The following is a 16,669-nucleotide window of genomic DNA, read 5'->3' on the forward strand; positions in this document are numbered from 1 at the left end:
AGTGCCCACCCTACGGCTTTGGATAGCTAACCACCAATATTTCCAGCTCATCAAGCCCCGCCGGCGTCATCAGGGTTACGCTGTCCCCTTCATGGGCTTTGGTCAAGGCGCGCGCCACCGGGGAAATCCAGCTGATCTTGCCATGCAGCGGATCTAGTTCATCGATGCCGACGATAGTCACCGTGTGCTCTTCGCCAGCATGATTCCGGTAAGTCACCGTGGCCCCGAAAAACACCTGGTCGCGACCATGATGCACGCTCGGATCAACCACCTCTGCCAGATCCAGCCGCTTGGTTAAAAAGCGGATGCGGCGGTCGATTTCACGCAGCCTCCGCTTACCATAAATATAATCGCCGTTTTCGGAACGATCGCCGTTCGAAGCCGCCCAGGAAACGATCCGCACCACTTCCGGCCGATCCACATCAATCAGACGCAACAGCTCGTCTTTCATGCGTTGATAGCCTTCCGGTGTCATGTAGTTCTTGGTGCCAGGCGGGATCGGCGGCAGTCCGAATTCCAGATCGTCGTCATCGCCCTCAGATTCTTTTACAAATGCCTTGTTCATAGCTGACATTGTAGTTCCAATTACACTGCGACTACCGATTTGACTCCGGAACATGGCTTTTCTTGCATGGCGGTATGGTAAAGTCAGGCTGGTGCAATGTTGCCCGTACTGACCCCAGATTCCGTCATATGCCTGCCAATTCCTCCCGCAATGCCTCTTCCGCTCCGTTCCGGATCGGCCTCGCTACCAGCCGTAGCCATCAGCACGGGGCCGATTCTGCGCTGGCGCAGCTGCTGACGGGCAGCCGTCAGCTCATCGAGCAGCAACTGAAGCCGCAACTGATCGTCGTCGGGCGCACGCTGGACGCCATGCAGCAGCTAGGTTTGCTCACTGACTATCCGCACATCGAACGCTTCCCTTACGGTCGTCACGGCGGCCTGATGAAACTGGTGTCGCGGGTGGTCGACGCCGATCCGGCGCGCACCCTGGATGCGGTGATCTACCTGATGGATCCGGTTGATCCGTCGTCGACTTTCCCGGAAGCGGTAGCTTTGAAGCGGCAATGCGTGATTCACGGGAAGCCGTTTTTATCGACTCTGGCCGGCGCCCGCGAATGGCTGGAGCTGGAAGGCATGGCGGCCGGGGCCGCACCGAATCCAGCACTAGACCCGACTTTCAACCTGGCGCAGGAAGGCATCGCGCTGATTGCCCACGACGCCATGAAGGAGCGGATGCTGGACATCGCGGAACGTCATTTCCCGCTGCTCGACCAGTTTGCATTTCGCTGCGCCACCGGCACCACCGGCAGCCTGCTCAATAAGCTGGCGCAAAAAATCAAAGGCGAGGAAGCCGGGCGCAACTGGGTAAAGCCTTTCCTCAGCGGCCCGTTGGGCGGCGATGCCCAGATCGCCGAATTGATCCTGGATCGCCAGCAATGCCGGCGCGTATTGTTCCTGGAAGATCCGCACGTCGCGCGCCAGCATGAAGCGGATATCCAGTTGCTGGAACGCGCTGCCCGCACCGTCACCGACTACGCGCTGTGTATCAGCGATGCCGAGTGCGGCGAGCGCTGGCTGACCTTGCTGCACCAGCGCGCCGCATTGGCAAAACGTTAAGCAGTCGTCGGGATTCAGGTCACGCGTGGGCACAAAGGTGTGCCCACCCTCCTTCTTTCTTAATTCCGAGGTTACCTATCGGTAATCCGTGAAGATCCATTTTTTATAGTGGTCGTGGCACATTTTCCTGGAATTCAAGTTATCGGCTTAATTTTTAAAAAAAACAGCCGTTAACTCTGTTTAGGAAAATTGATTTTGCAGCATCCACCACCATCCACTATAAAAATCCAAGATGCGCCACGAAAATTTTATAGTTCGAGAACCTTTACTTGATCCGAAACAAGTCGTTGTCGGTTACGACCTCACCTGGCAGGAAGCCGACGATGCCGATGAGCAGACGAATGAATATGGTTTGCTTGCTTTGCTGGGTTTCGTCGCCGATCAGTTGAACGACAAGAAAACCGGCTGGTTGCTAGGCAATAAATTGCTGTTCCTCGAGGTATCCCCTGCCCTGCTTAAAAGCGAGGCAATCAAAAGAATGCCGGCTGCAAGCATCGTGCTGACTCTCAAGCACAGCGACCTGGCCGATCCCGACACCTTGGCAACGGTAAACACCTTGCGCGCCGAAGGCTATGGCATATCGCTGCGTGACGCAGAGCTGGCAGGCGCCGCACTCCCCGCCGACATCTCACATCTTGAAGTGCGATTTTCCGCCGGCGATTTCGCGACGCAGGCACGCCGCTACGCTGCGCTGAAAAAATCGTCGTTACGCATGGTCGGCCGGCCAGTCAGCAACTGGCAGGACTATGACGCCTGCGCCATGCTGGGACTCGATGCTTTCATCGGCAAGCTGCACTTGACGCCACGTCCGGGCAAACGCGCTACGGGCTTGAATCCGGCTCAGCAAAGTATTGTGCAAATCATGAACCTGGTCGCCCAGAACGGGAATCTGCAAAAAATTGAAGAAATCTTCAAACGCGATCCGAGTCTGTCTTATGCACTGCTGCGCTTCATCAATTCCGCTGCGTTCGGCTTGAAAACGGAAGTGCAATCGCTGCGCGCCGCCCTCGCCTTGCTGGGCTACGAAGCGCTGTTTCAATGGTTGTCCCTGTTATTGGCGACCGCCAGCAGCAGCGGGTATTCGCCGGTACTGATGGAAACGGCGATCGTTCGCGGGCGGTTCTCCGAGTTGCTCGGTCAAAAATACCTGCCTAAGGGCGAATCGGAAAACCTGTTTGTGGCCGGCATCTTTTCGCTGCTGGACCGCCTGCTGGGCGTCAGCATGGATGAGGTTCTCGCCAACATCAAACTATCCGACCAGGTGGCTGCGGCGCTGCTGACGCGTTCCGGACCGTATGGCCCTTATGTGGCGCTGGCCGAAGCTTGCGAGCTGAACTCGCCATTGGTCGCACCGTTGGCCAGCTCGCTGAAGATCAGCCCGACGGAAGTCAACCATGCGCACCTTTCGGCGCTGGCATGGGCGCAAAACCTGGGCGTGAAGGCCGCTTAGGCGTGGCGATTACGACTACGCTGCGGCGGCAGCTGCCGGCTGATTTCCGGCCAGTTGCCGCCGCCAGTTGCGCAAGCCGATAACGGCAAGCACGATGAACGCGGCATACAAACCCGCGGTCAGGTTCAGGTCCTTATAGATATATACGCCGACATAGACGATGTCGACCGCGATCCATAGCCACCAGTTGGCGATATATTTACGCGCCATCCAGAACTGGGCCACCAGGCTGAAGCTGGTCAGCGCCGAATCCAGCCAAGGGATGTGCGCATCGGTAAAACTGGCCATGACATAACCAAGCACTACGCTGCCTAACGCTCCAGCCAGCAGGCCAGCCAGCAAGCCGGATTTCGGCAAGCGTTGCGGTTGAATGTGATGGGTGTCCAGCTGGCTATTATCCTGGCCCGGCACGGCCCGGCTCCACTGCCACCAGCCGTACAACTGCATGACCGCAAAGATCAGTTGCAGCAGCAAGTCCGAATACAGCTTCGCGTCCAGGAATATGCGTGCATACAACAGCACCGAGACCAGGCCGATCGGCCAGCACCACAAATGGCGGCGCGCAGTCAGCCAGACTGCCAGGGCGCTGATGATGACTGCAACGATTTCCAAACCTGACATCAGGACTCCTGTGGATTGTTTTTATGGTCGCTGTTGCGGTTGCTACGCTGCTGCAGATGATCCAGCAGATATCGACCCGCATCGCTATTAAACCACTCGGCATGACCGAGGAAATAATTATCGTAGGCCAGCGCCGAGTTCTCGGCGGATTTCTGCACGCCGTGGAAATAAGCCAGCTCCGACAACGCAAATTCAGTATGCGCCAAAGGCAGCAATGCCGGCAAAGCAGCCGCTTCCGGCGCTGACAATGGGCGTACCGCCTCGTAAGCATCGAGCATGGCGTCGAGCTGATCGATATGTATCAGGCCGCGTTGATTGACTGCCGTTGATGGCAAAGCCAGCCATCCGATCAGATTACGCTCGACGGCAATGGCAAGATCGTAGGTGGCGCAGGTACGGTCGGCCAGCCCGAAATCAAGCACCGTTGTTACCGCAGCCGGCCCGTGCGCTTGCCACAGCAAATTGGAAGCATGCCAGTCGTTATGCGTCCATAACGGTGTCAAGCCACGCAACATGGGACTTAAACGCGCATGGAACGGCAACAGCACGCGCGTCACTTCCTGTTGCCAGTCACGCTGTGCCAGGTAGTCCGCCAATGCTGGCCGCTGCTGTATGTAATCCCCGATCCGGCTCAGCACTTCTTGCGGATCTTTAGCATTGAACAGGGTAAAGCCCGACGCCAGCAATTCGATGTTGCGCGCAGGTGCATCGTAACCGCGCGCAGCGAGATGCAGCCGTGCCAGCGCGCTACCTGCCGCGGCCGCATCCGCAGTGTCGACGAAAGGCGTCCATGAGGTCGCATCGCGATAGCGGTCAACGCCCTTCCCGACCCGCTGCACCTCGTAGGTCCAGTCGCCGTCGGCATGGGCGGTGCTGCCGTCGCTGGCTTGCAATACTTCGCTGACCGCCATTCCGTGCTGCCGCAGATGCAGCATGAAGCGGTGCTCATCCATCAATTCGTCCGCAGTCCGGATCGCCCGCAACAAGCGTTTTACAAATACCGGGCCCGATTCGGTGTCCGCCACACAAGCGCTGGAAAACGGCCGCGGGCTATGCCAGTTCAGGTGCGTGACTGCGCCGACCTGCGGATAGTGGCGCAATAGCCGCGCTACTTCATCCAGGGTCAATGCCGGCCAGCTCGACGCCACCGCATCCAGGCCCATGCCGTGGCTCATCACCGCAGGCGTGGCTTGGCCGGTCGCGTCATCTTGTCTTGGGTCGCTCATGCGGCGTTCCTGATCCCGATCAAAAGTCGTACTGTACCGACAAGCGGGCCGTACGTGGTGCGCCCAGATGCAGATAGCCGTCACCGATGTATTCGCCGACATCCTTCCAGTAACGCTTGTCGAACAGATTATCCACGCTCAGGCGCACCACAGTTGCATGACCCGACAAGCTGGTCTTGTAACGCAGGCCGGCATTGAACAAAGAATAAGCCGGCACGTCGACGTTGCCTTCCCGCGTAGCCGCTTTGCTGCCGCTGTATTGCCAGCCGCCCAGCACGCTCAGGCCGGCAATCTGCGGCACTGTGTAAGCGGCATACAGTGCGGCGCGCAGCCGCGGTACATTGATGGCTTGATGGCCGTCGTAAGCCGGCGTGCCTGTGTCCTCGGCGCGTGCCTGGATCATGGCCATGCTGGCAGTCAGCCGCAGCTGTTTGGTGACCTGGCCGGCTGCACTCAGCTCTATCCCGCGATGGGTTTCGGTACCTTGCTGGACATAGGTAAAACCGTTCTCGTCCGGCATCGGATATTCGTAAGGCTTGGTCATCTGGAATATCGCTGCACTCAGGCTGAGCTGGTCGCGCCAGTCGTATTTGACGCCGGCTTCGATCTGGCGCGATACGGTCGGCGGCAAGAATGCAAAGGCATTCTCGGTCCACCACGGCGCCTGGCCGCCCATCGTCAAACCCTTGCTGTAACTGGTGTACAGGGACAGGTCGGCTTGCGGCTTGTAGACCAGGGCGATCTGCGGCAACAACAATGTTTTGTCGGTGGCGCGCGTCGCCGCGCCGGTAACATCCAGCGCCCGTTCATTCACCCATACCTGGCGGGCGCCGGCGATCAGTTGCCATTGCGGAGTGAAACTGAGGCGATCGACCGCAAACAAGGCTTTCTGCCGGCTGTCGAGACGCAGATAAGAAGCATCCGGCGTCAACGGCGACGGTGCATAGACGATCGGATTCGGGTTATAGATATTATCGCTGCCGACATACTCGTTGACGCCGTCGCTCTGTGACACGGTGCGGCGGAACATGCTGCCGCCAAAGGTCAGGTCGTGACGCAGCTTGCCGGTATCCAGATGCCCTTGCAGCACGGCCTGCAACTGGTCGTTGCGCCGTGTGTCGTCAGGGAAACGATAATCGTAGATATCGAAATCGCCGCCGGCACTGAAATAGCGCGCTGGCGTTCCGCCATCGCCGCAGGTGGCGCCATAACCGCAGCCATACGGAAATGCCGAGTTATCGTCGATCACCACCCGGCTGCGGCTGGCCGCCAGATAGGCATGCCAGTCCGGCGTCAGGTCAAGATCCAGGCGCAGGTTGAGGTTGACCGAGTTGATCGTTACCGGCTTGGCCCACGGTTGCGCGCCCAGCAATTTTTCCGGCAAGACGTTGCTTGGGATGACGGTGCCCCCCAGCAGTTGATAGCCCGGTGCGGAGCGTTGCTCGCGGTGTTGGTACTCGGCGTCGAATTGCAGCCGCGCCTGCGGCGTGATCACCCAGTCGGCGGCCAGCGAGGCGAAGTTCCGCTCGCCATCGGCGTCGTTCACATACGAATGCAGGCTTTCGTGGGCGGCGTTGATGCGGATGCCGAACTGTTTTTGCTCGCCGAACAAGGTGCCGATATCGGCCGCCAGGTAACGCGAGCCGCGCGAGTCAGTCTCAAGCGTGACAGAGCGCACAGCGGCCGGACGTTTGGTCACATAGTTGATCAGGCCGCCGGGAGCAGCCATGCCGCTCTGCAGGCCGGCCAGGCCCTTCAGGATTTCAACGCTCTCTTTGTTTTCAAGCGCCACATTCTGTTCGCCGGCAATGCTCATGCCGTTGATCTGGTAACTCGACGCCAGATCCAGCGCAAAGCCGCGAATGGTGAAATTTTCGTAGTAGCCGACCGGCGCGTAATTGTCGCCGACCGCGGCATCGTTGCGCACCACTTCGCTGAGCAGGCGCGACTGCTGGTCATCCAGCTGGCTGCGGGTGATGACCGAAATCGACGCCGGCGTATCCAGCAAGGGAGCATCGCCGAAGGTCCCGATCGAGGCAGATCTTTTGCGATAACTGTCGGCGCCAGTTCCGGCACCGGTTACGGTAATGGTCGGCAACGTCGGTGCGTTGTCTGCTTTGGTTTGCGATTGCCCGGCCTGTCCGGATACATTTCCCACAGTCTCTTTTTGATCGGAAATGCTCTGCGCATGCGCCATGTGGGCGGTGGCAGCGGCAATCAGTGTAATCAACAGTTTTTTTCTGGTGGGCAATGGCAACGTACGTGTGCGGTTAGCGACAGAGTGAAATTCTTTTATATTTATCATTATATTGTTGTCATATATACATAAAAATACATACCAATTAATTAATATGCATATATGAAGTCTAAAAATCCGGGGGCGATTAAAACAGGACTCGCATTATCCGTCTTTTTGATTAGATTGGAATTAGAGCGTGCGCAATATCGACCTTTGCATCCACAGCCCCTATTTTTTCGTATACCGATGTGACGCAACTTGAAAACCAAAGGAGGTGCGCTCATGGTTAGCCGACGCAACGTGATCTTGAGAGCTGGCGCCGCGCTGTTGGCGGGTGGCCTGGCAATCCTCGGGCGGCGGGGGTTTGCTGCTGAAACGTTTGAAATCACCCATACCGATGCCGAATGGAAACAACGTCTGACGGCAGTCCAGTATGCGATCTTGCGGCAGGAAGGTACCGAGCGGCCGTTTTCCAGTCCGCTAGACCATGAGAAACGCGCCGGCACCTATTTTTGCGCAGGTTGCAATTTGGCGGCTTTTTCGTCCAGGAACAAATTCGACAGCGGCACCGGCTGGCCGAGCTTCTGGCAACCGCTGCCAAATGCAGTGGCCACCAGAACCGACACCACGTTCGGCATGAAACGCACCGAAGTGCATTGCCGCCGTTGCGGCGGCCATCTGGGCCATGTATTTGATGATGGGCCGAAACCTACCGGCCTGCGTTATTGCATGAACGGCGCCGTGCTAACGTTCAAACCCGAAGTCTGAGCCATCGGCCAGCCTTGCCCGCGACAGTTGCACCTACTTGGAATCGTGATAGATTCCCCCAGCGAATTCTCGTCTTGGCGGCAAAAGGTGTAACCCAGGCAGAGCGCCAGGGTCGTTCGTTTTCACCTGCTCGAAACAAGCCCAATAAAAAAAACGGCATACATATTGCATGTATGCCGTTTTTCACACTACAACTTATTCAAATGTAGCTTATGGGCCAACGGGCACAATAGCCAGCAGGGGATCGTTGGTGAGGCCTATTAGCATCAAGCCATCTCCAGACACAGCCATTTGACGGTCGAGCAGATTTTTTGCATAACCGGCGAATTTAAAACCACGTATTAAAGTGCCGTCAGCGCCATGCACCCATACGTCGGATGAGCTGTACGATCCAGAGATACCGCAAAAAACCCTGCCGTCGCTAGCAACTTTGACGTTGTTGGGATATGCATCCCCACCAGGAAGGGCGCTGATGAAACTCAAGTTGACCGGAGAAAGCGAGCTGCATCGATAAGGGGCGCCATTGGCTGTGTACACCCTGCTGCCATCGGCGCTGACAGCGATGTCTGCGCCATTGGACATCACTCCGCCACTGGATATGCCGATGACTCCCGTAGCCGGCACCAACGGCGAGACATTCAAGGTCCCGCCATTCAAGTCAGAGTAGTCGACGCTATAAGCCCAGGTTGTAGACGGGCTGATACCTTCGTTCTGAGCATAGATTTTTTTGCCGTCAGCGGTTGCCGTCAAATCCCCGACGTTGACACTGGTGTTCCTGATGAATTTGCCATTTGACGCCAAGTACGCGCTGCCGACGTTGGTGACGATGATTTCCACGCCGTTCGGCCGGATTGCTTTTATGCGCGTCGTGTTTGTCAATGCGGAGCTTAAGTTCCACGTGTTGATTTTGGCTGCGGTAGCCAAATCAATGACAACCAGACTGCTCGCAGCCAAGTCTAAGGCATACAACTTATCGCCGTTTGGACTGATAGTCATATTGCCAAGGGTGGCGCCGAGTCCAGTAAGAGTAGCAGTCTTTTGCGATGTATAAACATTGTAGACATCAATGGAAGATCCACCGTTATGGACATAAATCAGCGGACGAATCGGGTCGGCAGCGATATTTGTATAGGCTTGATTTATCCGCGTGATAGAGGCTGGCGTTGTGCTGCCTTTCCACAAGGCGACTTTAATCGGCTCCGGTGCGCTTATCGAAGGATTCGTGGAACTTAGGGTAACCGTCGCATAGCTGATCGCATTGGAAGGCAAGCTGGCTGGATTTGCACTAAGTGTAAGACTGTTCCCGCTCTTTGCGGTACTTAACCAAGCTTGATCCGAACTGGCATTCCAGTTGCCGCTAGCGCCCGAACTGTCATTGATCTGCAAAGTCCGGGTCAGACGCGACCAGGCCGGGGTTGCGGTCAATGCCACACCGGCTTCCGAAGCTAATATTGTATCTGAGGCAGGTTTGATAGTAAGCGTGACTGGCAGACCGACACTCTGGCCATCGTTTGATTTGATAGCGATTAAACCTGTATAGATCCCGACTTGCAACTTCGAAGGAAGGTAATCAAGTGTCAAACTCGTGTTCCCTGCCCCTGTCGCATTACTTAATTTTAACCAAGAGGCATCCGTTGTCGCGGTCCAGGTTCTGCCTTCTCCATGGATCGCGATAGTAGCTGAATCGGGCGCGACACCTCCTAGATACATGCTTTGGGTCAGCGCTACACTCGAACTTGCGCCAAAGGTCGGCAAGGTCGCAGGCGAGTTAACCTGGAAACTATAGGGTAACAGCATGGGCGACCCTGGAAACTGACTGGCGCAGTTACTGTCGCGACAAAGCTTGACCGTGAGATTTCCTTGGTGAGTACCTACGGACAAGGCCGGGGACGTATAGAGCGCAACGCTGTATTGCGTTGTCGAGTTTCTCGATATCTGCGTATTCGGCAGCAACACCCCGACATCATCGACGAAATAGGCATACACGGCGGACGCCCCGTTAAAGTCGGATGGCGTGTTGACCGTGGCAGCAAAATTGATTGTGCTCGACACGCCGGCAGTAAGTGCTTGGTTGATGGTGGATGGCGTGAAGGTCAACGCCGCAGCTGTAGCCCCCTGATTGTTCGAACCAGCTGCCGGTGTGGAGTCGCCGCCCCCACCGCCGCCGCCGCAGGCAGTGAGAAACAAGCTTATTAACAGGGGGAAAAACAGTCTTTTCATTATGATTATCTTTCTTTCACAAATTGTTTTTCAGGCCCAGATATTGAATATCTCAGCTTGAATTTTTTTGTTGACATAGTTTTAATTTCAATTTGATTGTAACAGTAAGTAATTATTTGTAACAATGCCAATATGTTGATTTTGGAAAATATTTTGAACTTATTGCTCCTATTGCCATTTCAACCAGTCCACCGCTAAGGCCTGATAAAGGGCGAACGTGGAGCGGCGCAGAACAGCAAGCTGAAATGCGGCGTCTCAGGCTGCACTCAAAGGCCACATCGAGGATGCTGACACTCTAAAAAGCGGGGATAGTTCATGCGATCGCAACGACACGCCACGATGGAATGCCGCTCGGGGCAATGTACTTATGGCGTGGAGGAAGGATGGGTAGTCACTGAGCGGCATCAATCGCGCGCTCGACGGGCATGCCGGTCTATTCCTGTGACCTGCAAAGTCTTTGATGATCAGGCGCGGCTTGCGGGAGTCCGTGCGCGCCCGGTTGATTGCTGTTCCGTTTTCAAGTTAGCCCTAAAAAAAATCCTGAGCAATTTCAAGCGAAATTCTCAGGATCTTCTTATCTCACAGTTCCGGACTATACCCGCCGGGTGCCGGTATCCACCGCCTTGGTTTGCCCCGACTCCAGCGTAAAGCCGGCACCGGAATCGGTGCCCAGCACCTTGACCAGGTAAGGCATCAATTCTTTCAGCATCGGTTCCAGCGTCCATGGCGGGTTGATCACGAACATGCCGCTGCTGTGCAGGCCGAAGCCGTCCGGCGATGGCGTCTTCACGGTCAGCGTGACGTTCAGCCAGCCGTTGGCCTTCATGCGCTTCAGCTTGTCCGGCATCTGGCGCGACTCCATCCGGTTCAACAGCGGATACCAGACGGCATAGGTGCCGGTGGAAAAACGGATCAGCGCATCTTCGATGGTGTTCTTGACGTGGCGGTAATCTTCTTTGACCTCATACGGCGGGTCGATCAGCACCAGGCCACGGCGCGACGGCGGCGGCAGCAATGCCTTCAGGCCGAGGAAGCCATCGCCCAGATGGATCATGACGCGTTTGCCACGGCCATTGCCGCGCGGGTTGCGCTCGGCTTCCAGGCGGCGGAAATTATCGGTCAGGATCTTGCCGTCGCTCGGATGCAGCTCAAACAGGCGCAGGCGATCCTGCTCACGCATGATGGCATCGGCGCAATACGGCGAGCCCGGGTAGTAGCGCAGCTTGCCGTCGGGATTCAACTGGCGCACTACGTCCACATACTCCGCCACCGCCGGCGGCAAATCCTTGCGGTCCCAAAGGCGGCTGATACCGGTCTCGAACTCGGCGTTTTTCGACGCATAACCGCCATCCAGCGCATATACGCCGGCGCCGGCATGGGTGTCGATGACCATGTAGGAGGTATCTTTCTGGCCCAGGTAGCGCAATAACTGGATGGTGACCAAGTGCTTCAGCACATCGGCATGATTGCCCGCATGGAAGGCATGGCGGTAACTCAACATAGGAAACTCTATCGTGGTGAAGTGTGTTACCACACTCTACATCAAAGAACCGGTCGGTTACTGTGTAGAAGTGCGGCGAGGTGGCTTGGGAACTGCATACAACTAAGCGCCCCGTGCGCAAACGACCCGCATTCTAACATTCCAGCAATCGATAAGAAAAAGCTATTCGATTAATCGATTTCAGCTTGCATTTTCAACATCTCTTCCGCCACCTTGACGCAAGCTTCGATATGCCGGTTTCCGATCGCCCGGAATGCAGAAAAACCAATCGCCGCCGACACCATCTGGCCGGCGATAGGCACCAGCCGGGTAGCGTTCTTCGACACCAGCTTGACGCCGCTGCGCGTGAGGATTTTAAGCATCAGCTCACGCGTCACCATCCGCCCTACCAGCGTGCTGCCGAGGCCGACGATAGTGCTATAGGTAGCTACCTTGAGTTTAGGCTGGAGCTTTTCGATCTGCTGCGGCGTCATGCCGAATTCGGCATTGATGTCTTCGATCAGGCGCGACAGTAAATGAATATCGACTGCGATATCGACGCCCATGATCGGCAGCGCCGAAGCACCCGCAGACAGCAGCGCGCGCTTGGCCACCATCTGCCGACAGCGCTGGCGCGCCGTATGCAGCGCATGTTCGGAAGCGGGAATCAGGATCCCCGCTTCCGCCCTGGCTGGCTTACGCCCACGCAGCCGGTCGAACATCAGCTCGCTGCCTTGCCCTTGACGAAGCCGTAAATCAACAACAGGATAAAAGCGCCGACGATGGAGCCGATAAAGCCCGCGCCCTGGCCGGCGTGATACCAGCCGAGAGCCTGGCCGATATAACCAGCCAAAAACGACCCGGCAATGCCTAGCAAGGTAGTCACGATAAAACCCATGTTCTCCCTTCCCGGATGAAGAAATTTAGCAATCACGCCGACCACGAAACCTACGACGATTGTCCACAGGATTTCCATTGATGCTCCTCAGAATTGTTGTTGGCTGCGGGCCGTTTGTTCTTGAAAAACCGACGGCCCGGCGTCCAATATAGAGCAAAGCTTGCCGTTACGCAGCGCCTGGACAGCAAATTTGCGGAAAATATTATCACATACTTATTATTTTAAATGAGAGCAAGGGGACTGTTTTAAAATCTCCGTCTAGGCGCCCCCGGCAGGATCTACGCATGGAACTCCTGCGCCCGGTCCAGCCGGAAATACGCATCCAGCAAGGACGTCTTGTAGACCGCTCCCAACAATTCCGGATCCTCGTGGCTGCGCACCACCGGCAGCCGCTCGCCCTGATGATCCAGGAAAGACTGCAAAGCGTCCCCCAGCGACATCTCCGGCGTCACCACATGCAGGAATTCGCGCCGCACAAAATCTTCCGCCACCCGCGTTTGCGTATCGGTCTTTTCCAGCAGGCAGGAAGTAATGTCTTGCAAGGCCACCACGCCGCAATAGCGATTACGCTGGTCGACGATGTAAATGTATTTCACCGGATATTTCAGGAACAGCCCGCTGATCTCAGCAAACGATGCCGTCAGCGGCAATACGGTATCCGCCGGCCGGATCAGTTCGCTCATGTGGATGCCGCGCAGGCGCACCCGCTCTTGGGCGTCGCGATTACGCTTGATCGTGATGTCATACATGGAAGCGCCGTTGATGCTGCGCGCAATGAAATAAGCCACGACGCAAGACAACATCAGCGGCAACACCACCTGATAACTCAAGGTCATCTCGAAAATCATCAGGATCGCCATCAGCGGCGCACTGGTCGCCGCCGCCAGGAACGCGCCCATACCTACCATCGCATACGCAAACGGCGCCGAGGTGGTGCCTGGCAGCACGACGTGCAGCACTTGTCCGAACAGATAACCGATGGCGGCGCCGACAAACAATGTCGGCGTGAAGATGCCGCCGACCGCGCCCGAGCCGGTAGTGATGGCGGTGGCCACCACCTTCAGCAGCAGCAGCAGCAATACGCTCCACCACACCCAGGGCGTATGCAGCAGCGAATTGACCACGCTATAGCCGTTACCCCACACCTCCGGCATCCAGATCGAAATCAAGCCCACCAGCAAACCACCCAGGCTCAGCCGCAGCGGCAATGGCAATGCGGTCTTGGTAAACAGTTTTTTGGAGAATCCCAACAAACGCAGGAATTGCGGTGCAGCGACGCCGGCCATGATACCCAGCAACACGAACCATAAAATCTCGATGCCGGCGATTGGTGGGAACGGCGGCATCTCGTAGGCCGGATGGTAGCCGGGCAATTCGCGCATGGTGATATTGGCGACCACCGATGCCACCACCACCGGGCCGAAACTCTCCATGACAATCGCGCCCAGCACGATTTCTGTCACAAAAAATGCGCCGGCAATCGGCGCATTGTAGGCCGAGGTAATCCCGGCCGCCGCGCCGCACGCCACCAGTAAACGCAAGCGGGCCGGGTTGAAATGCGTGACACGCCCTACCAGCGATGCCGCCAGCGCTGCCAGTTGCACCATCGGGCCTTCGCGCCCGATCGAGCCGCCGGAGACCACAGTCGCCAGCGAAGACAAACTGCGCAGCAGGCTCTGCCGCACCGGGATATTGCCGTCGCCGATGGCTACCGCTTCCATGTAGTCCGAGGTGGCGCTGGATGGCATGCGCTTTGCCAGCACCAGGATGACGCCGGCGATCAGGCCGCCGGCGGCCGGCAACAACAGCCGCATCGACCACGGCAAGCTTTTGGCCATGGCGACAAAACTGCCGCTCTGGCCGGTCAGCAGCAACTGCAAGCCGTAGATGCATTCACGGAACAGCACCGTCGCCACCGCACCCAGGAAACCAACCACCGCCGCCCACAACAGCATCGAGTGGCTTTCCGAAAAATGAAACTGCCGCTGCAGGCGAATCCGATATCTTAAAAGCGTGCTACGTGGGAGCATGGTGTGCGAAGGCAAGGAGAATGTGGTTGGAATGCTGCCGCGTTACCCGGCCATCAGCGCGTCGAAATACGCCATATCGGCAGCCACCGCCGCTTCCGCCTTGATTTGCATGGCTTGATAACGGGCGATGATCTCATGCCCGATTGGCGTGACCTGTGCACCGCCGCCTTTGGCACCGCCAGTCGCGGTCGCCACCAGCGGTGACTTGAAGCATTGGTTCATTGCCTCTACCAGCAACCAGGCGCGGCGATAAGACATGCCGATAGCGCGCGCTGCCGCAGAAATCGAACCGCTTTGATGGATGGCTAGCAACAGCGCCGCCTTGCCCGGACCGAAGGCGATTGCATCGCCCTGCATCACTCTGAGTCGAATCGATTTGGAATTTGCCATATGCGGGATTGTAGCAAGGAGGTAGACAGCGATTCAGGTATTTTATTGACAAGCACTTTGCGTTAGCAGGATTTTATGGTGTCTCGGCATGGTTACTACTCAGTTTCAATTCAGTACCGATATTATTAAAGTTGACCTTCGCTGTATCCTGCCATATATTTCGTTTTTGCCATTTGTCATTTGCCGCTCGGGAGATATTGTGATCTTGCTTCGTTTTAAACGCCTCGCTCTTGCTAGCGCCCTCCCTCTGTTGCTGTTGACGCCGGTAGTGCATGCAGCCGACCTGGTAGTTTCGGCCGCCGCCAGCCTGACCAATGCTTTCAAGGACCTGGGCCAGTCGTTTGAAGCCCAAAATCCGGATACCAAGGTGATACTCAACTTTGCGGCATCCGACGTCTTGCTGCAGCAAATCATCAAAGGCGCGCCGGCGGATGTATTTGCTTCCGCCGACCAGGAAGCCATGAACAAGGCCGAAGCTGAAAAAGCAGTGGTCGCCAGCAGCCGCAAGAATTTTGCGAATAACCAGATCGTGCTGATCGTGCCGGCCGACAGCCAGCTGCACATCCAGCAATTGCAGGATCTGACCCAGCCGGCGGTCAAGCGCATCGCTTACGGTAATCCGGCTTCGGTGCCGGTTGGCCGTTACACCAAGGCTGCGCTGGAACACGCGAACCTGTGGGATGCCGTTGCCGCCAAGGGCGTGCCTGCGCAAAACGTACGGCAGAGCCTAGATTACGTGGCGCGCGGCGAAGTCGAAGCCGGTTTCGTTTTCTCTACCGACGCGGCGATCATGCCGGACAAGGTCAAGGTTGCAATGCGCGTGCCCGCCCAAACTGCGGTCAGCTACCCGATCGCCGTCACCGCCAATACCAAGCAAGCTGACATGGCAGCCAAATTCGTCGCGTACGTTCTGTCGCCGACCGGCCAGGCCACACTGGCGCGCTATGGTTTCTTGAAACCCTGATGGCAGAGTGTTATCGTCAAGCTCTTCAATGCAGCATCAAGGGTAAGCAGTGAATAGAAAGCAGACGCGAAAGCAAAAGCCATGAACAGCGGCGTGTGGGTTGCCCTGACGCTGTCGTTGAAAGTTGCGGGCTGGGCAACCTTGCTTAACATGGTGCTCGGCGTTGCTGCCGCCTATGGCTTGTCACGCTGGCGCTCGCCGGCACGCGATCTGGTGGACGCCATCCTGACTTTGCCGCTGGTGCTACCACCGACTGTGCTCGGCTACTATTTGCTGGTACTGCTGGGTCGCCGCGGCGTGTTCGGCGCCTGGCTGGAAAAATGGGGCATCGAGCTGGTATTCACCTGGCAAGGCGCGGTGATCGCAGCCACTATCGTCGCCTTTCCGCTGGTGCTCAAGTCGGCCCGTGCCGCCTTTGAAAATGTTGATGTGCAATTGGAAAATGCTGCCCGCGTGCTGGGCGTGTCGGAGGCCGGTGTCTTCTTCCGTGTCACCTTGCCGCTGGCGTCCAAGGGCATCCTGGCAGGCGTGCTGCTGGCCTTCGCCCGTGCACTGGGCGAATTCGGCGCCACCTTGATGATCGCAGGCAATCTGCCGGGCCGCACCCAGACTTTATCAGTCGCCATTTACGAAGCGGTGCAAGCCGGCGACGACCAGACCGCCAACTTGTTGGTGCTGATTACCTCGGCCACCTGCATTGTGGTGCTGCTGATCGCTGGCCGCCTGCTACCGAAAAGCCAGCGGCGCAGGCAAACATGATGGA

At 57.1% G+C, this 16,669-nt stretch carries 15 protein-coding genes; 5 read left to right on the forward strand and 10 right to left on the reverse strand.

What is annotated here, in order from left to right; translation table 11 throughout:
• Window positions 1–10: 10 nt before the first annotated feature.
• Complete coding sequence (gene greB / locus BM205_RS10455) at window positions 11–565, reverse strand: transcription elongation factor GreB (protein ID WP_092414503.1); 555 nt, start codon at window positions 563–565, stop codon at window positions 11–13.
• 128 nt (window positions 566–693) lie between these two features.
• On the opposite strand from greB, the gene BM205_RS10460 reads away from it, so the two are divergent.
• Together BM205_RS10460 and BM205_RS10465 are read left to right on the forward strand one after the other, a co-directional pair.
• Window positions 694–1,620 (forward strand): methylglyoxal synthase, encoded by a 927-nt coding sequence (locus BM205_RS10460; protein WP_092414434.1) that lies wholly within the window; start codon window positions 694–696, stop codon window positions 1,618–1,620.
• A gap of 232 nt (window positions 1,621–1,852) precedes the next feature.
• Complete coding sequence (locus tag BM205_RS10465; protein ID WP_092414435.1) at window positions 1,853–3,070, forward strand: EAL and HDOD domain-containing protein; 1,218 nt, start codon at window positions 1,853–1,855, stop codon at window positions 3,068–3,070.
• Window positions 3,071–3,085: 15 nt separating this feature from the next.
• Here BM205_RS10465 and pnuC read toward each other — a convergent pair whose 3' ends face one another.
• The 3 genes from pnuC to BM205_RS10480 are packed head-to-tail and all read right to left on the reverse strand — an operon-like array spanning window position 3,086 to window position 7,147.
• On the reverse strand, window positions 3,086–3,691 hold the full coding sequence (gene pnuC, locus BM205_RS10470; RefSeq protein WP_092414436.1) for a nicotinamide riboside transporter PnuC: 606 nt from the start codon (window positions 3,689–3,691) through the stop codon (window positions 3,086–3,088).
• Window positions 3,691–4,917, reverse strand: a complete 1,227-nt coding sequence (locus BM205_RS10475; RefSeq protein WP_092414437.1) for a phosphotransferase enzyme family protein — start codon at window positions 4,915–4,917, stop codon at window positions 3,691–3,693. The genes pnuC and BM205_RS10475 overlap by 1 nt, the downstream gene beginning before the upstream one ends.
• Before the next feature lie 19 nt (window positions 4,918–4,936).
• Window positions 4,937–7,147 (reverse strand): TonB-dependent siderophore receptor, encoded by a 2,211-nt coding sequence (locus BM205_RS10480; RefSeq protein WP_371326476.1) that lies wholly within the window; start codon window positions 7,145–7,147, stop codon window positions 4,937–4,939.
• A 291-nt stretch (window positions 7,148–7,438) separates the two neighbouring features.
• Between BM205_RS10480 and msrB the strand changes: the two genes are divergently transcribed.
• Window positions 7,439–7,924, forward strand: coding sequence for a peptide-methionine (R)-S-oxide reductase MsrB (msrB, locus tag BM205_RS10485; protein WP_092414438.1), 486 nt, complete (start codon window positions 7,439–7,441; stop codon window positions 7,922–7,924).
• Window positions 7,925–8,134: 210 nt separating this feature from the next.
• On the opposite strand, the gene BM205_RS10490 is transcribed toward msrB, so the two are convergent.
• The 6 genes from BM205_RS10490 to BM205_RS10515 all read right to left on the reverse strand — a co-directional run bounded on the left by BM205_RS10490 (window position 8,135) and on the right by BM205_RS10515 (window position 14,942).
• Entirely contained in the window at window positions 8,135–10,144 is a 2,010-nt protein-coding gene (locus BM205_RS10490; protein ID WP_139227235.1) for a YncE family protein, read from the reverse strand.
• Window positions 10,145–10,736: 592 nt separating this feature from the next.
• A complete protein-coding gene (locus BM205_RS10495; protein WP_092414440.1) occupies window positions 10,737–11,645 on the reverse strand; it encodes a 23S rRNA (adenine(2030)-N(6))-methyltransferase RlmJ in 909 nt (302 codons plus the stop codon).
• Window positions 11,646–11,815: 170 nt separating this feature from the next.
• Window positions 11,816–12,346, reverse strand: a complete 531-nt coding sequence (locus tag BM205_RS10500) for a hypothetical protein (RefSeq protein WP_092414441.1) — start codon at window positions 12,344–12,346, stop codon at window positions 11,816–11,818.
• Window positions 12,346–12,600 (reverse strand): GlsB/YeaQ/YmgE family stress response membrane protein, encoded by a 255-nt coding sequence (locus BM205_RS10505; RefSeq protein ID WP_092414442.1) that lies wholly within the window; start codon window positions 12,598–12,600, stop codon window positions 12,346–12,348. The genes BM205_RS10500 and BM205_RS10505 overlap by 1 nt, the downstream gene beginning before the upstream one ends.
• 200 nt (window positions 12,601–12,800) lie before the next feature.
• Window positions 12,801–14,552 (reverse strand): ClcB-like voltage-gated chloride channel protein, encoded by a 1,752-nt coding sequence (locus tag BM205_RS10510; RefSeq protein ID WP_092414443.1) that lies wholly within the window; start codon window positions 14,550–14,552, stop codon window positions 12,801–12,803.
• A gap of 42 nt (window positions 14,553–14,594) precedes the next feature.
• Window positions 14,595–14,942 (reverse strand): winged helix-turn-helix domain-containing protein, encoded by a 348-nt coding sequence (locus BM205_RS10515; protein ID WP_092414444.1) that lies wholly within the window; start codon window positions 14,940–14,942, stop codon window positions 14,595–14,597.
• 247 nt (window positions 14,943–15,189) lie between these two features.
• Here BM205_RS10515 and modA point away from each other — a divergent pair, with 247 nt between their 5' ends.
• A complete protein-coding gene (gene modA, locus BM205_RS10520; RefSeq protein WP_254783849.1) occupies window positions 15,190–15,906 on the forward strand; it encodes a molybdate ABC transporter substrate-binding protein in 717 nt (238 codons plus the stop codon).
• Between the two features lie 81 nt (window positions 15,907–15,987).
• Window positions 15,988–16,665 (forward strand): molybdate ABC transporter permease subunit, encoded by a 678-nt coding sequence (gene modB / locus BM205_RS10525; RefSeq protein WP_092414445.1) that lies wholly within the window; start codon window positions 15,988–15,990, stop codon window positions 16,663–16,665.
• Window positions 16,666–16,669 lie beyond the last annotated feature (4 nt).

Origin of the sequence: Collimonas sp. OK307, from assembly GCF_900113705.1 — a bacterium.
Taxonomy (GTDB): domain Bacteria; phylum Pseudomonadota; class Gammaproteobacteria; order Burkholderiales; family Burkholderiaceae_D; genus Collimonas.

Coding starts and splice junctions, on each gene's coding strand:
- greB (WP_092414503.1), bottom strand. CDS start 565: ATGAACAAGGCATTTGTAAAAGAATCTGAGGGCGATGACGACGATCTG.
- BM205_RS10460 (WP_092414434.1), top strand. CDS start 694: ATGCCTGCCAATTCCTCCCGCAATGCCTCTTCCGCTCCGTTCCGGATC.
- BM205_RS10465 (WP_092414435.1), top strand. CDS start 1,853: ATGCGCCACGAAAATTTTATAGTTCGAGAACCTTTACTTGATCCGAAA.
- pnuC (WP_092414436.1), bottom strand. CDS start 3,691: ATGTCAGGTTTGGAAATCGTTGCAGTCATCATCAGCGCCCTGGCAGTC.
- BM205_RS10475 (WP_092414437.1), bottom strand. CDS start 4,917: ATGAGCGACCCAAGACAAGATGACGCGACCGGCCAAGCCACGCCTGCG.
- msrB (WP_092414438.1), top strand. CDS start 7,439: ATGGTTAGCCGACGCAACGTGATCTTGAGAGCTGGCGCCGCGCTGTTG.
- BM205_RS10490 (WP_139227235.1), bottom strand. CDS start 10,144: ATGAAAAGACTGTTTTTCCCCCTGTTAATAAGCTTGTTTCTCACTGCC.
- BM205_RS10495 (WP_092414440.1), bottom strand. CDS start 11,645: ATGTTGAGTTACCGCCATGCCTTCCATGCGGGCAATCATGCCGATGTG.
- BM205_RS10500 (WP_092414441.1), bottom strand. CDS start 12,346: ATGTTCGACCGGCTGCGTGGGCGTAAGCCAGCCAGGGCGGAAGCGGGG.
- BM205_RS10505 (WP_092414442.1), bottom strand. CDS start 12,600: ATGGAAATCCTGTGGACAATCGTCGTAGGTTTCGTGGTCGGCGTGATT.
- BM205_RS10510 (WP_092414443.1), bottom strand. CDS start 14,552: ATGCTCCCACGTAGCACGCTTTTAAGATATCGGATTCGCCTGCAGCGG.
- BM205_RS10515 (WP_092414444.1), bottom strand. CDS start 14,942: ATGGCAAATTCCAAATCGATTCGACTCAGAGTGATGCAGGGCGATGCA.
- modB (WP_092414445.1), top strand. CDS start 15,988: ATGAACAGCGGCGTGTGGGTTGCCCTGACGCTGTCGTTGAAAGTTGCG.